The sequence below is a fragment of the Bacillus sp. S71 genome (genome assembly GCF_016625265.1).
GTDB lineage: Bacteria > Bacillota > Bacilli > Bacillales > Bacillaceae_G > Bacillus_A > Bacillus_A cereus.
Map to the genome: position 1 here is coordinate 26,300 of NZ_JACVUW010000017.1, position 15,487 is coordinate 41,786.

Genomic DNA, 15,487 nt, shown 5'->3' on the forward strand with positions numbered 1-15,487 from the left:
TCCCCTACACGCAAATATGCATGTAGAGGACGATATATGTAATGTAAATACCGTGGTACCACCTCAATTGGATTGATAAATCCCACTTGTTCAAGTACAGGAATAATTCCGATACTCTATCCTTTTAACGGCGGAACCCGGGTTGCCTACTACAATGTTCAACATACCTCTCGCAAGCCCATTCTGTATAATTTATCGTACCGGGCTCCCACCTAACCCCAGCTCTCTGAACGCATCAAATATACGTACTCTTCTTGCTCATCGATTTCATCTATTGAAGTTACTTGTGATTATAAATTATATTTTTATATTTGTAAAGCGCACTTTATCTTTTATTATTTTAAAACCTTTCCCTCTAATTCTCGCAAAAAACTTTCTCTTTCTCTCTCGTTTTGCACATATACTGATTTCAACACTTCTTGGAGTAATATATTTCGTTCTCTCTTTTCTAACTGTAAATCTTTTAACTTCACCCTTACTTCATATAAAAAATCTAAATACGATTCATATGTCTCATCATATTTATTTGCAATCTCATCTCGAATTTTTTTTGCGAGCTTTGGGCTCGCTCCCCCAGTAGAAACTGCTATATTAAGCAAACCACGATGAATCGCTGCTGGAAAGTGAACATTACCACTTTCCGGATTTGTAATAACATTTACTAATTGATTCTCTGCGGCATCTTCAGCAACTTGTTCATTTAATATTGAATCACTACTCGCTGCAACAACTAAAAAAGCATTTTTAATATCACTTTTTTCATATTCTCTTTGATACCAACGAATTTTCTTTTCTTCCACAAGTTTTACTAAATTCGCATCTAATTCTGGACTGATCACAACTATATCCGCACCTTGTTTGAGTAAAGGAATAATTTTAAATCCTGCAACTTTTCCCCCACCAATAACAACAACGCGTTTCTCATTAACTCGCACTGTAAGTGGATACATACTGATCTCCTTTCAATAACTCCGTCGTTTTCTGAATTAACATATCTTGTAACGCTTCATTCTTCCCTAAATATGGACTGATTTTAATCTCTTCCAATGCATATTGGCGCACTTCTTTCTCAATATGTTTCATAAGTAAACCTGTAAATAACAAATAAGGTAGCACAACGATGTTCTCCACTTCCCGTTCTACAACTTCCTTCAATTTCCTCTCAAATTTCGGCTCCGCAGCCGCTAAATAACAAACCTCAACTTTTTTAATTTTCTCCTCAGCTTGAAATAAAGAGGCGATCCATTTTATATCTTGTAATACTTCAGGATCACTACTTCCTCTTGCAACGAGCAGAAGGGTCACTTCAGCCTTCCCTTCCTTTTCAATACCACTTCCGTTATATACTGATTTGATAAGTGTTTCTGATACACCAAACGGATTACCATAAGTCACTTTAACATTCGGATATTGATTCTTGAGCTTTACCAATTCAAATGGAATATCTTTCTTCACATGACCTGCCGCTAATAAAAAAACAGGGATGGCAATAATCTCCGTGGCCCCACGCTTCACACATGTACGAAAACCATCTTCAATAGAAGGATTCGCTAACTCTAAAAAACAAACTTCTTGAATATTCGCTTCTATACGACTCATACACGATGTAATAAATTGAATCGCCTCTTCTTTCGCTGTCTTCAAACGACTTCCATGACATATATATAAGACGGCTTTCATTTTACAACACTCCACTTACTTGATAAGCATTTTCCGTTTGCTTCTCAAACCAATGGATTTTTTCTCTAAAACGGACAACTTCTCCAATTACAATCATGCTCGGATTTTGAATTTGCTCTTTTTTCGCAACATCTACAATTGTTCCTAATGTCCCAACAACTGTACGTTGCATAGACGTCGTCCCCTGCTCAATAATAGCAGCTGGCGTACTTTTATCTTTTCCATGCTTCATAAGTTGCTCACATATGTAGGGCAAATTACTAACCCCCATATATACCGCTAAAGTCTCTACACCTTTCGCTAAACTTTCCCATTTCACTTCTTCTTCAGCACCTTCTTTCCTATGCCCAGTCACAATAGCAAAACTTGCACTTGCATCACGGTGCGTCACTGGAATACCAGCATAAGCAGGTGCAGCTATTCCAGATGAAATACCTGGGACGATTTCAAATGGTACACCTTGCTTTGCTAATGCTTCCGCTTCTTCTCCCCCTCTACCAAATACAAATGGATCGCCGCCCTTAAGCCTCGTTACTACTTTCCCTTTTTTCGCATACTTAATAAGAAATGTATTAATTGTTTCTTGCTTCATCGTGTGATAATTCGGGAGTTTCCCGCAATAAATTAAATCCGCGTCAGGCTTTGCGTGTGAAAGCAGCTCTTTATTCACAAGGCGATCGTATAAAATAACATCTGCCTTCTCAATACATTTCAACCCTTTAACAGTAATTAAATCTGGATCGCCAGGACCCGCTCCAACAATATAAACCTTCCCCATCATCTCTCCTCATTTCTACTATTAAAATGAAACTTCCATTCGTATATAAGAATGGAAGTTTTTATTTTTTCGTATTACTAATCTCTACTCATGAATAACAAATGCTGCACCTTTTCGAATCTTCTTTTTTTCAAACAAAGAAATCTCTTTTACCTCTGGCAACGGTAAAAAATGTTTTTCAAGCTCAATCTCCGCAAGCTTAAATGCCTGTTCTTCACTTTGAGCAACAACAACAATCGGAACAATATCACTCACTAATACAGCTTCAAATCGATATAAATCCATATTGTCCCCCCTAAGACGCTATGACTTCTTCTAACACGTTATTTAACGCTATTTGTAATGTGTCTACACCAACACGACCTACAAAATCATAAAATGTTTCGGCTGGTAATTTATTCTCTTTGAAATAACTTATAAATGATGCGAGTACATCAGGTAAATCCTCGCCATCTATTTTTCCTTTTAACTTTTGATTGTAGGCACCGCCATTTAACAACGTTCCACCTACATATATCTCAAATGCTTCAACAATTCCCTTTTCCTTCGTTTTCATTTTCACCCCTTGTAACCCAATGTCAGCAATTTGACGTTGACCACATGAATTGGGGCAGCCTACCATATGAATTCGAACTGGAACATCGAGTGCAATTTGTGTATCTAAGTATTCTGCAATTTTTCGTAATCTTTCTTTCGTTTCTACTAATGCAAGATTACAATATTCAATACCGGTACATGAAACCGCATGACCAATAAATGATTTTGGGCTTGCAGATATCGCTTCAAACAACGGTTCACTAAGTAATCCTTTTACATTTTCCGGAGGAACGTTCGGAATAATGAAGTTTTGCGAGTTACATGTACGAATTTGTCCATTTCCATATTGCTTTGCGATTCTTGCAATCTCAAACATTTCTTCTGCATGTAAACGACCTACCGGTACATTAAAACCTACATATTTTAATCCCTCTTGTTTTTGGTCTTGAACACCATAAAAATAGCCTGCATTCCATCCTTTGAGTGCACTTTCCCCTTTACTTTGTAAAGGCCCTGTATACTCTATTAGTTTCTCTTTAAATTTCTCTGCTCCCCAGTCCGCAACAAGAAATTTCAAACGGGCTAAATGACGTTTCTCACGATATCCAAAATCACGGAATATAGTAGCAATCGCAATTGCCACTGCCTTCACTTCTTCTGGTAAAACGAACACATCTAATTCATCAGCTAAATATGGACGGGCTGATAATCCTCCGCCTACTTTTATATGAAAACCAACTTTTTTCTCACCATCTATTTCTTTCGTAGCAGGTGTAAATGCAACACAGTTAATCTCTGCGTTTGCTGAGTTATAAATATTAGAACTAATAGACATTTTAAATTTACGTGGCAAATTAGAAAACTCTTCATTATGTTGGAAATAGTCATATACCTCTTTCACAATATGTGTCGTATCAAATAGTTCATTTGCATCAATTCCAGCAAGCGGATTACCTGTAATATTCCGCGTTATATCACCACAAGCCCCCGCTGAAGATAATCCAACTCTTGCTAATCTTTTAAAAATATCTGGTATTTGCTGAATTTCTAACCAGTGAAACTGAATCGCCTGTCTCGTAGTAATATCTATTACATCACGTCCATAATCCTCAGCGATAGAAGCAAGTACTTCTGCCTGCGCATTTGTAATAATCCCTGACGGAATATTTACCCGCATCATAAAATAACCAGCTTCTTTTGGACGTTGTAAATACAATCCCGCCCATTTAAAGGCATCCCACTCTTCTTTCGGAATAGATTCAAATCCATTTTCCGCATAGTAAGGAATATCATTAAAAATTTCTAATCCATCTTTTTCTAATTTATTTTTCTCCGTTTGATTTAGTTTTTCATTGTTAGCCCATACTTTTTCATAACTCATTTTTAAATCCCCCTATATAAAGTGAAACTTTAATCAGTAGAGTTTTGTTCATCCCACGCTGATTATTAGCCTTAACCAATCGGGTATTTACGGGCAGCCCGCCCCCCACCTAACTTCCTTGCCCCAATCGAACTTTGAGGTAGGAATTTTACTTCCCGGCAAATAGCGGGATAAAACTACGCTCTTGTAAGTACTTCACGATTTGTTCTGCACATTCTTCAATAGAATATTTGTGCGTTTCTACAATTAATTCTGCTTGCTCTGGCTCTTCATAAGGCGAATCAATACCTGTGAAATCCTTAATATCACCTTTTCTTGCCTTTTTATAAAGCCCTTTCGGATCACGTTTCTCACACTCTTCAATCGGACACTTCACAAAAATTTCAATAAATTCATCTGCCGCTAATAAATCTCTTACTTGTTTGCGGTCTACTCGAAATGGTGAAATAAATGCTGTAAGGACAACTGTTCCTTGATCTACAAATAACTTTGCCACTTCGCCAATACGTCTTATATTTTCCATGCGATCACTTTCAGAAAATCCTAAGTCTTTATTTAAACCGTGGCGAATGTTATCCCCATCCAGCACATAATTTCCAATATTCTTTTCAAACAGTTTACGAGCGACCGCATTCGCTACTGTAGATTTACCCGAAGCTGATAAACCAGTAAACCAAATTACAAAACTGTGATGTCCATTCTTCACTCTTCTCTCATCTTTTGAAACCGAAGCTGTATGCCAAGTAATATTCGTATCCATCTCGTTCTCTCCCTATTCTGTTACTACTTCTTTTTTTAAACCTTTAATTAGCACTTCTACTACTTCTTTACGACTAAATGTACTTGGCGGAATCTCACCGTTTCTTAATAATTCTCTTACTTTCGTACCTGATAAAATAACATGATCTTCTTTTCCGTGCGGACATGTTTTTGTTGAAGCCATCGCTTCACATTTCGTGCAGTAAAAACTATGTTCAAAGAATAGTGGTGTAATGCCTAACTCTTCTATCGTAAAATTCGTGAAGATTTCTTGCGCTTCGTATGTTCCGTAATAATCTCCTACTCCGGCATGATCACGTCCTACAATAAAGTGGGTACATCCAAAATTCTTTCTTACTAACGCATGAAATATCGCTTCTCTTGGTCCTGCGTAACGCATTGCAGCAGGAAATACACTTAAAAAGACACGATTTTTCGGATAATAGTTTTGAAGGAGTACTTCATAGCTTTCCATTCTTACATCAGCAGGAATATCATCCGATTTCGTTTCTCCAACGAGTGGATTTAAAAAGAGACCATCTACAATTTCAAGAGCAGATTTTTGAATATACTCATGGGCACGATGTACCGGGTTTCTCGTTTGAAATCCGACTACTGTTTTCCACCCACGTTTTTTAAATTCTTCTCTCGTTTCAATTGGGTCTAAATGATAAGAAGGAAATTGATTATTTTCAAAGCGTTTTGTTAGAATAATAGTTCCTCCAACGTAAACGTTTGGTCGTTCATATAATTTTTTCACTCCTGGATGAGCCTCATCCGTTGTTTTATATACAAGTAACGCTTCTTTTTCTTTATCTGGTACGAAAATATCTTCTATTTTAATAGCACCATATATATTTCCATTGTTGACAAGCTTTACTTCCTCTCCGGTCTTCAGGCTTTCTGCGACTTCTTCTGTTACCGGTAATGTAATTGGTATACTCCACACACTACCATTTGCTAAACGAAGCGTTTCTACGACTGAATCATAATCTTCCTTCCCCAAAAAACCAGTAAGCGGGCTATATCCACCTGTCGCCAATAGTTCTAAATCACTTAAAGCAATGTTGTCTAATTTAATTTCTTTTTCAATTTGTGATATATCATATGTCTCATCTATACGGTTTACTAATTCGTTTACTGTGCTCATTTTCTATATCCCCTCTTAGCTTTATTTCAAGATTCATCTTATTGATAATGAAGACCACATTCGGTTTTCACTTTCCCAGCCCATCTACCATCTCTTGAATCGCCACCATCCCCTACAGGTAAAGTACATTTCTCACACCCAATACTTGGATAGCCAACATCATGCAACGGGTTATACGGCAAGCTATGTTTGTATACATATCGCCAAACTTCTTTCCACGTCCAATGAATGAGTGGACAAACTTTAATAGATTGAAAACGATGATCTTGATTTATAAACTTTGTATGCTTACGTGTTTCTGATTGTTCCCTTCTTAAGCCCGATATCCATGCTTTTTCCACGACTAATGATTTTTCTAAAGGTAAAATTTTTCTAATCTTACAACAAAGATTCGGATTGCTCTCCCACAGTTTTTCACCATGCAACTTCGCCTGTTCATCAAGTGTAAGTTCTGGCTGCTTTTCTATAATATTCAATGAAGGAAATCGTTCCCTCACTCTTTGAATTAATTCATACGTTTCTTGAAAATGAACATTTGTATCCAAAAATACAACTTTAGCAGATGGATTTACTTGGTTTATAAAGTGCAGCAATACCATACCTTCCACCCCAAAGCTACATGCGTAGACGATTTCATCTTTATACTCTTCATAAGCCCAATTTAATACTGATAACGCGCCTTTTGTTTCATCTTCTTCCGAAAACGAAACAACATTTTCTTCCCACGTTTCATACGTCAACATGTTTTTTCCCCCTGTAAAAGCAAAAAGACGGTTTTAACCTAATGAAAATAGGTTAAAACCGCCTCTAGTTTTTCTAGTCAGCGCTTTTCACTTTAAACGTACTTTTTCACTTTTCTCTAACTGAATTACTTTTCCATCTTGCACAACAATTGTAATTGAGCCATATTTCATATCAGCAAGCATCGCTTCAATCTTCTCGGATACTTCATCAAAATGTTCCCGTACACCCACGCGAACAGCCCCCCTTTTTATTCATAAAAAAAATCTTTCCCATTTCGAAAAGACTGTTCGGTAATATATTTTACCTTATCTTTCAAAATGGATTCCATTTTGCTGGATTTAGCACCTTGCTTTCTATAAGCAGGTTGCCGAGCTTCTTCGGGCCAGTTCCCTCCGCTTCTCTTGATAAGCTTTGTATTTGTATTTTATCACAATTCTGATTTTTTTCAATCCTAGTTTTCCGATATATTTTAATTATTTTATTTTACAAAAAAGGAATTGCCCATCCGAACAACCCCTTTTTCTATTTAAACAAGCTCTTTAATACGTATGCGATCGTTCCCAATAATATTTTCATATGTTTCGCGTTCCACAACTACTTGCGATGTTCCGCCTTTTGCAAAGACAACGGCTGGTCTTCGAATCCGATTGTAATTATTCGCCATCGAGTACCCGTAGGCTCCTGTACAGGAAACTGCTAGTAAATCAGCAGAAGCGACTTTCGGTAAATGAATATCCCAAATCAACATATCTCCGCTCTCACAACATTTCCCCGCAATCGAAACGAGTTCCGCATTCTCATCATTCCCTCGATTCGCTAACATTGCTTCATAACGCGCACTATATAAAGCAGGTCTTAAATTATCTGTCATTCCACCATCGACTGATACATATTTCCGAATACCAGGAATATCTTTCACAGATCCAACTGTATAAATTGTTGTCCCAGCATCACCTACAATGCTACGGCCTGGTTCAATCCATATTTCTGGCAATGGATATTCACATACAGTAAATTGTTCTCTCACTGCACTTGTTACAGCTCGCACATATGTCTCAAGAGTTAACGGTGTATCCGACTCTGTGTAGCGTATTCCAAATCCCCCGCCTACATTTAACACTTTTACTACATAGTTTGTTTGCTCTCTCACTTCTTCTAAAAATTGGCGAAGAACTTCAATCGCTCGAACAAAGCCAGCTGTTTCAAATATTTGCGATCCGATATGTGAATGAATCCCTAGCACATTATAATTGGATTTTTGTAAAGCAAATCCAATTGCCTGCATCGCTTGACCGTTTGAAACGCCAAATCCAAATTTCGAATCATCTTGGCCTGTTGTAATATATTCATGTGTGTGCGCCTCTACTCCAGGCGTTACACGAATTAATATGTTCACAAACTTTCCATGTTGCATCGCTAAATCGTGTAAAACTTCTAATTCAAAGAAATTATCTACGACAAAACAACCGATATTCGCCTGAAGAGCCATCACTATCTCTTCTTCTGTTTTATTATTTCCATGAAAATGAATACGTGATGCTGGAAATCCTGCTTGGAGCGCAGTATATAATTCTCCTCCAGAAACAACGTCTAATGACATATTCTCTTCACGAGCTACTCGGCACATCTCCATGCACAAGAACGCCTTGCTTGCATATGCTACTTGATAAGAGAAACCACTTTCTTTAAAAGCACGATGAAATGCTCGGCATTTTCCTCGAATAGACTCTTCATCGTATACATAAAGTGGTGTTCCGTATTGCTTTGCTAGCTGCGTCGTATCGCACCCTCCAATTTCTAAGTGTCCTTGCCCATTAATTCGGCTTGTGCCGTGTAAATACATTTAAATTCCTCCCTTATTTCCTCTAAAACTCATAACCCCAATCTTCTATTCATTGCAGCACGCTTTTAGATAGACAAAAAACGCGCGGAACAATGTTCACACGCGTTTCTTATTAGGAAAAATATATATTGAAAAAATAAACGAGTTGTTATCTCCTCAAAATAAGAAACCGCATCAACATCTCCAAATAGCTCTCCATAAAATAAATCTTATGACAGTACTACATTTATTCAATGTAGTCCCAATATATGAATAAGATGGTTATTCTTATATTTCGGCAATAGTCCCTTTCAGCCTATGATCACAGATTCCATGAAATCTCCCATAGCTTACTCTTTCCTATCGCGGCCTCTACCTTTGAGAGTAGATGAGGTAAGTCTATTTAATTTTCAAACATCTAATTGTTGCTATTAACAATACCAAAGGACCATTTTATTTGTCAAACAATTTTTTATATTGTTTTTTTACAGTTTAATTTTGTATCATTTGGTAAGCGCTTTACTGAAATCTTTTTCACTTCCCATTCGCCTTCTTCGTTATTAAATGTAATCGTTACCTTCTCAAATGGGGGAGCAATTTTCCCAGCAACACGTTCATACTTTGTCACTTCAATACTTGCTTGAAATAAATATGTACCGCTATACACTTTTTTTAAACTAATAATTTTAGGACATTGATACGGTTTCAAACTTCCATATTGTTTTTCAATTGCTTTATTTATTTTTGGAAATAAAACAGAATAAAGTGCATCTTCCATAAGAGGTGCATCATATTGAGCTATTGACACACTCGGTGAGGTAAAAAGTATAACACTACTACATGCTATAAAATATAATAATTTTCGCATTATAACCTCCGTATTATCACGCGATTCTTTCTGCGTACGATAATTATCATACATAGAAATTCTGTTTTATTGTCTCCCACCACTCTTTTTCTACTCGATTATTATAAAAAAGCCCACAACTCTCTTTTATTTTCGTATAATGATACTCATAGTATAATAATCATAATAACAAAGGACTGTTCGTATATATAAAATGAGTCGTTAAGCAAACTGACTCACAAGAACTGTCATGCTTTTTAGGAGAGGAGTATATTATGCTACAACATCTGTTTCCAAAACTGCGATTTGCACTCGTTGCAGTCGTTTTACTATGGATTAAAACATATATTGTGTACAAGCTAGCATTTGATATTAAAATTGATAATTTCTTTGAAGAATTCATGCTTTTTATTAATCCACTAGCTGCGTTACTTTTATTTTTCGGCTTAGCTTTACTTGCATCTAAGCACCGAAACCGAATTATAATTGGAATCAGTTTTATACTGTCATTTATTTTATTTGGAAACGCAATGTTTTATGGGTTCTATAACGATTTCGTTACTTTCCCGGTTTTATTCCAAACAAACAATATGGCTGATTTAGGGACAAGTATAAAAGAACTCTTTACGTACAAAACATTACTTTTATTTGCAGATGCAATTATTTTAATGTTTATTTCGCGTAAATTCCCATCATTTGGCGACAAAACACCACTTTCCCGCTCAGAGAAGCGAACTTTCTTTAGCGGTGTAACAGCTTTATTAGCACTACAAATTGTTGTATCAGTTATTTATAAACCACAAATGTTCTCGCGCTCATTTGACCGTCAAACTGTCGTAAAGAATTTAGGTTTATACACATATCATCTATTTGATATTACACTTCAATCCAAGTCTTCAGCTGAGCGTGTATTTGCAAGTGGGGATGGATTTTCTGAAATCAAAAACTATACAGACTCAAAAGACAAACAAGTTGATAAAAACTTATTTGGAGCTGCAAAAGGTAAAAATGTAATTTTAATTTCAATGGAATCTACACAAAGCTTTGTTATTAATAAAAAAATAAATGGAAAAGAAATTACCCCATTTTTAAATGAATTTATTAAGGATAGTTTCTATTTCGATAACTTCTATCATCAAACTGGACAAGGCAAAACTTCTGATGCTGAATTTATCGTTGAAAACTCACTTTATCCGCTAGATCGTGGTTCTGTATTCTTTACTCATGCAACAAACGAATACACAGCGACACCAGAACAATTAAAGAAATACGGATATTCTTCTGCCGTCTTCCATTCAAATGATAAAACGTTTTGGAATCGGGATGTAATGTATCCTGCGCTTGGATATGATCGTTACTTTAATTTAAATGATTACGCAGGAACGGAACAAATGTCTGTCGGTTGGGGATTAAAAGATAAACAGTTCTTTGAACAATCTATTCCAAAGTTAAAATCTTTACCGCAACCGTTCTATACAAAATTTATTACATTAACAAATCATTTTCCGTTTCTTCTAAATCCGGAAGACCAATATGTTGATGAATTCAACTCAGAAAGTGGTGTTGTAAACCGCTACTTCCCAACTGTTCGTTACACAGATGAAGCTCTTAAATTATTTATTAAACAATTAAAAGAAGAAGGACTGTATGATAATTCCGTTATTGTCATTTATGGTGATCATTATGGTATTTCCGAAAACCATAATGCAGCTATGGCACAGTTCCTAGGAAAAGATACTATTACACCATTCGATTCTATGCAATTACAACGAGTTCCTCTTATTATTCATGTGCCTGGTCAAGAAGGAAAAGTTGTTTCTAAAGTATCTGGTCAAATTGATATTAAACCAACGCTCCTTCATTTACTTGGTATTAAAACAAATAAATCCGTTGAATTTGGAACTGACTTATTTATTAAAGAAAAAGACCCGCTTATGGTAATGCGTGATGGTAGCTTTGTTTCTGAAGAGTATGTTTATACAAAAAATATGTGCTACAAAAGAAGTACGGGTGAAGAAGCTGATATGACGCTATGTCAGCCGTATATTGAAAAAGCAAAAACAGAATTAAAACTCTCCGATAAATTAATTTATGGAGATTTATTACGTTTCGATCCTAATAATCAATATAAAACTGGAACGATGACAACGAAATTTGAATAGTAAAGGAAGCAACTTTATACAAGTTGCTTCCTCTTTTTATTTTCACTGAATTTTTAAATCATCCTTCTATGAAATCTTTCACAAATTGGTAATTTCTTTCGTATGAGGAATAAATTTATGGTATGATAAAATAAGTAAACTTTCATACACTAATTAAGAATTTATTACAGAAAGCAAGGGATCAGATTTTGTATAGAGCAGCTATTCCAAACTTATTTACGCTCGGAAATTTATATAGCGGATTTTTATCAATCGGCTATGCATCTTTAGGATATTATAAATCAGCTGCTATTTTAGTACTTATCGGGATGATGTTAGATAGTCTTGATGGTCGTGTTGCTCGTTTATTACGTGTTGATTCACAAATGGGAAAAGAGCTCGACTCGCTTGCAGATGTCGTAACATTTGGTGCAGCACCTGCTGTTTTAATGTATTACACATCTTTCTCAAACTACGGAATCATCGGATTATACATAGCGGGATTATTCCCTCTTTTCGGAGCATATCGTTTAGCACGATTTAATGTAACACCATCTTCTACTTCAATGAAATATTTCACTGGAGTACCGATTACAGCAGCGGGAGGGCTTGTTGCTTTCTTAACATTATTTTCACATACCATTCCAAAAATCGTTCTTATTACCGTATTTGTAACGTTCGCATTTTTAATGGTGAGCCGCATTCGTATCCCAAGTTTAAAAGATGTACCAATTCCACGATATAGCATCATTATTACACTATTTTTAGTTGGAATCATTATTACAATGTATCAAACAGGATTTGGCAATTTTTCTGTTTTCTTATTCATTGCCATTCCACTATATATTTTGTACATGTTATCTCAATTCATTAGACAAAGACCGTCTAAAAAAGCGAATAAAGAAAAATAAGAAAACCTTCCGAGTCCGGAAGGTTTCTTTTTATTTTGTGACTAATACCTTTTGATTTACAGGTGTTACTGGCTCTTCGCCGTTTAATACAGCTAAAATATTTCTGACAGCCATTTCAGCCATCGCATCACGAGTTTCAAACGTTGCATTCCCTACGTGTGGAGCAAGTACTACATTCTTTAACTCTTTTAGCTCTTCTGTAATTTTCGGTTCAAATTCAAACACATCAAGAGCTGCCCCTTCAATTTCATTCGTTTTTAATGCATAAGCAAGTGCTGCTTCATTCATAATTGGTCCACGTGAAGCATTTACAATATACGCTGTTTTCTTCATCATTTTAAACTGCTCTTCATCAATCATATGATGTAATTTCGGATTATAAGCACAGTTAATTGTAATAAAATCTGCTGTTTGTAATAATTTTTCCAACGTCACATACGTTGCTCCCAGTTCACTTTCAGCTTCAAACTTACGATTTGGCCCTGTATATAAAACATCCATTCCAAATGCTTTCGCACGTTTTGCAACAGCCTTCCCGATTTCTCCAAGACCAATAATTCCGATTGTCTTACCGTGGACTTCTCGTCCTAAGAAAAATAACGGTGCCCATCCGTTAAATCCAGTCGTACGACATAACGTATCCCCTTCAGGAATTCTACGCGCCGCTGCTAAAAGAAGTGCAAATGTTAATTCTGCAGTCGCTTCCGTTGATACTTTCGGTGTATTCGTAACTGCAATTCCTTTTTCACCCGCATACGTGTAATCAATATTGTCGTAACCAGCACCATAGTTTGCAACAATCTTTAAATGAGACGCTGCATCAATAACTTCTTTTGGCACCTTTGTCGAAAGTAAACTTAACAATGCATCTTTATCTTTTACACGCTCTGTTAATTCATCTATAGAAATTAATTCCTCTTTATCGTACATTTCTACATCATGATCTTTTAATAGTTCTAATCCAATTTCCGGAATTTTTCCCGCTACTAATATTTTTGCCACTACTAACACCTCTTCTATAGAAAATAAGATATCTCTTATATTTCATTGTAAGAAATCCACATATAAAAACCAAGGAATTTGATTATAGTTTTGAAAATCGACACTTTTCCATGAAAAAAGAGGAGATGCAACTCTCCCCTCTTCTTACGCTTTTTCCTGCGATTCTTTTCCGAGCTTCACATCAATAGTTCCTTCTGCAACCGTATCGCTAATTTGCTCCTCAATAACCGATTGAGATGCAGCATTCGTTTCAGAAGTATAAGCTTGTTGCTGTGCAACTTGTACATTTTGTTTATTTTGTTGTTTCGCCATTTCTTACCCTCCTTTTCATTCTTTCTTATTTTGAACAAAAAGGGTGGTTTTCATCAAAAAATTGCGTTTCATTTTGAATTTGTTACTTCTTCTTCAAGCGACCTCATTACTCTTGCTCGCTTCGTAAATGTTGCAACCTGAGTAACACCGTGCGCTCGTAATGTTTGTACATTCTCTTGTACATAGTTCCCTAAATCATTTGGATAATGGGCATCCGAAGAAATCGTAATTGGAACACCATACTTAGCTAATACTTGTAAATATAGTGGACTTGGACACATTTCACGAACAGGATAACGATAGTACAATCCTGCATTTATTTCTGTTGCCGTATTCGTTTCTACTAACGCACAGGCAATTTCCTCATAATAAGAAAGCTGTTCATTCTCATCCAATCGATAATTAAATACCTTTATATTATCTAGATGAGCGATAATATCAAATAACTCGGTACGAATCGCACTCTCAACTGTTTTAAAAAACGTATCGTATAATGCGCGTAGGTCATGCACCTCAAAATATTCTTTCGTATCTGGATTATCAAATCCCCAGCCATTTAGAAAATGAACGGAGCCAATTACATAATCAAAGTCTCCTAGCGCTAATAATTCTTTTAACTCTCCTTCACAACCAATAAAATAATCCGCTTCAATTCCAAGTTTAAGTGTGACACCTCTTTTACTCCATCGTTCTTTCGCCTCTTCAATTGCCTTTGTAAAATCATACAGTGAAACTACCCTTACTTGATCTAACCATTCTTTCTGTATACGACCGAGCTTAGAATCACTAATATCTACATATTTTTCATAATATCCTTTCGCTTCATGAAAACGATATAGATGATCAACAATTCCCACTTCTTTTATTCCTTTTCGCACAGCTTCTTCTAAATATAGATCTATCCATTCTGTTGTAAATGGCCCTTCCTTCACACGTTTTTGCAAACGCTCTTGTGTTTTCATAAGCCAATCCATAGAATGCCTTTCTTGAAGCGGTTCATAACATTCCAACGCTTCATTTATTTTAGCAAGCCATCCTATTGAATACGGTCCTTCTTCTAAGTGAAGATGATAATCTACTTTCATATACATTCCCCCTTATAATGTATCTATTTCCCTTCTATCCCCAACTCTCGAAAGCTTTCCATTTCGTTCTTTCACCTCTCGCATGACATCTTCCAATGCGATATTTTTTTCAGCTAATAAAACGAAACAGTGATAAAATACATCAACCATTTCTTTCACTACTTCTTCTTTATCATTATTTTTACATGCGATAATTACTTCAGCACACTCTTCACCAATTTTCTTTAAAATTTTATCTTCTCCTTTTGAAAATAAATAATTTGTATACGATTCAGGAAGTGGGCTTTCCTTTCGTTCTTCAATTGTTTTATACAGCAACTTAAAGGCATTTTCCATAT

Annotated in this window: 17 protein-coding genes, 2 riboswitches and 1 other annotated feature; of the genes, 2 read left to right on the forward strand and 15 right to left on the reverse strand. The window is 36.0% G+C overall.

Annotated elements, in window-relative coordinates; genetic code table 11:
- Window positions 1–22: 22 nt before the first annotated feature.
- Window positions 23–271, reverse strand: a binding site (T-box leader).
- Window positions 272–335: 64 nt separating this feature from the next.
- The 11 genes from IBT51_RS24220 to IBT51_RS24270 all read right to left on the reverse strand — a co-directional run bounded on the left by IBT51_RS24220 (window position 336) and on the right by IBT51_RS24270 (window position 9,719).
- A complete protein-coding gene (locus IBT51_RS24220) occupies window positions 336–950 on the reverse strand; it encodes an NAD(P)-binding protein (RefSeq protein WP_000283352.1) in 615 nt (204 codons plus the stop codon).
- On the reverse strand, window positions 925–1,680 hold the full coding sequence (locus tag IBT51_RS24225; RefSeq protein WP_000648881.1) for a sirohydrochlorin chelatase: 756 nt from the start codon (window positions 1,678–1,680) through the stop codon (window positions 925–927). The genes IBT51_RS24220 and IBT51_RS24225 overlap by 26 nt, the downstream gene beginning before the upstream one ends.
- Window position 1,681: 1 nt before the next feature.
- Window positions 1,682–2,458, reverse strand: a complete 777-nt coding sequence (gene cobA, locus IBT51_RS24230) for a uroporphyrinogen-III C-methyltransferase (protein ID WP_065228512.1) — start codon at window positions 2,456–2,458, stop codon at window positions 1,682–1,684.
- An 84-nt stretch (window positions 2,459–2,542) separates the two neighbouring features.
- Complete coding sequence (locus tag IBT51_RS24235) at window positions 2,543–2,743, reverse strand: DUF3906 family protein (protein WP_000366918.1); 201 nt, start codon at window positions 2,741–2,743, stop codon at window positions 2,543–2,545.
- A gap of 10 nt (window positions 2,744–2,753) precedes the next feature.
- Complete coding sequence (locus IBT51_RS24240) at window positions 2,754–4,376, reverse strand: nitrite/sulfite reductase (RefSeq protein WP_200458382.1); 1,623 nt, start codon at window positions 4,374–4,376, stop codon at window positions 2,754–2,756.
- Between the two features lie 148 nt (window positions 4,377–4,524).
- A complete protein-coding gene (cysC, locus tag IBT51_RS24245) occupies window positions 4,525–5,136 on the reverse strand; it encodes an adenylyl-sulfate kinase (RefSeq protein WP_029441817.1) in 612 nt (203 codons plus the stop codon).
- Between the two features lie 12 nt (window positions 5,137–5,148).
- Window positions 5,149–6,285, reverse strand: coding sequence for a sulfate adenylyltransferase (gene sat / locus IBT51_RS24250; RefSeq protein WP_064531921.1), 1,137 nt, complete (start codon window positions 6,283–6,285; stop codon window positions 5,149–5,151).
- Between the two features lie 38 nt (window positions 6,286–6,323).
- Window positions 6,324–7,028, reverse strand: a complete 705-nt coding sequence (locus IBT51_RS24255; RefSeq protein WP_200458383.1) for a phosphoadenylyl-sulfate reductase — start codon at window positions 7,026–7,028, stop codon at window positions 6,324–6,326.
- Between the two features lie 87 nt (window positions 7,029–7,115).
- Window positions 7,116–7,259, reverse strand: coding sequence for a YezD family protein (locus IBT51_RS24260; RefSeq protein WP_000538896.1), 144 nt, complete (start codon window positions 7,257–7,259; stop codon window positions 7,116–7,118).
- 72 nt (window positions 7,260–7,331) lie between these two features.
- A riboswitch (SAM riboswitch) is annotated at window positions 7,332–7,440 on the reverse strand.
- Window positions 7,441–7,555: 115 nt separating this feature from the next.
- Window positions 7,556–8,872: a diaminopimelate decarboxylase gene (lysA, locus tag IBT51_RS24265; protein ID WP_200458384.1), complete on the reverse strand. Its 1,317-nt coding sequence runs from the start codon at window positions 8,870–8,872 to the stop codon at window positions 7,556–7,558.
- 180 nt (window positions 8,873–9,052) lie between these two features.
- Window positions 9,053–9,234: riboswitch (Lysine riboswitch) on the reverse strand.
- Between the two features lie 89 nt (window positions 9,235–9,323).
- Entirely contained in the window at window positions 9,324–9,719 is a 396-nt protein-coding gene (locus IBT51_RS24270; protein WP_064531938.1) for a DUF3888 domain-containing protein, read from the reverse strand.
- A 254-nt stretch (window positions 9,720–9,973) separates the two neighbouring features.
- On the opposite strand from IBT51_RS24270, the gene IBT51_RS24275 reads away from it, so the two are divergent.
- Entirely contained in the window at window positions 9,974–11,860 is a 1,887-nt protein-coding gene (locus IBT51_RS24275) for an LTA synthase family protein (protein WP_000939084.1), read from the forward strand.
- 188 nt (window positions 11,861–12,048) lie between these two features.
- Window positions 12,049–12,750 carry a CDP-diacylglycerol--serine O-phosphatidyltransferase gene (gene pssA / locus IBT51_RS24280; protein ID WP_000285417.1) on the forward strand — a complete coding sequence of 234 codons (702 nt, stop codon included), beginning with the start codon at window positions 12,049–12,051 and terminating at the stop codon, window positions 12,748–12,750.
- A gap of 30 nt (window positions 12,751–12,780) precedes the next feature.
- Here the strand turns inward: pssA and IBT51_RS24285 are convergent, their stop codons facing one another.
- From IBT51_RS24285 to hisE, 4 genes are all read right to left on the reverse strand, one after another.
- Complete coding sequence (locus tag IBT51_RS24285; RefSeq protein ID WP_053564912.1) at window positions 12,781–13,752, reverse strand: NAD(P)-dependent oxidoreductase; 972 nt, start codon at window positions 13,750–13,752, stop codon at window positions 12,781–12,783.
- A 144-nt stretch (window positions 13,753–13,896) separates the two neighbouring features.
- Window positions 13,897–14,064 (reverse strand): DUF4025 domain-containing protein, encoded by a 168-nt coding sequence (locus tag IBT51_RS24290; RefSeq protein ID WP_001118893.1) that lies wholly within the window; start codon window positions 14,062–14,064, stop codon window positions 13,897–13,899.
- 68 nt (window positions 14,065–14,132) lie between these two features.
- The gene (locus IBT51_RS24295) at window positions 14,133–15,149 is read right to left on the reverse strand and encodes a histidinol phosphate phosphatase domain-containing protein (RefSeq protein WP_000861843.1); all 1,017 of its coding nucleotides are present in this window, start codon (window positions 15,147–15,149) and stop codon (window positions 14,133–14,135) included.
- A 12-nt stretch (window positions 15,150–15,161) separates the two neighbouring features.
- Entirely contained in the window at window positions 15,162–15,485 is a 324-nt protein-coding gene (gene hisE / locus IBT51_RS24300) for a phosphoribosyl-ATP diphosphatase (protein ID WP_000426355.1), read from the reverse strand.
- Window positions 15,486–15,487 lie beyond the last annotated feature (2 nt).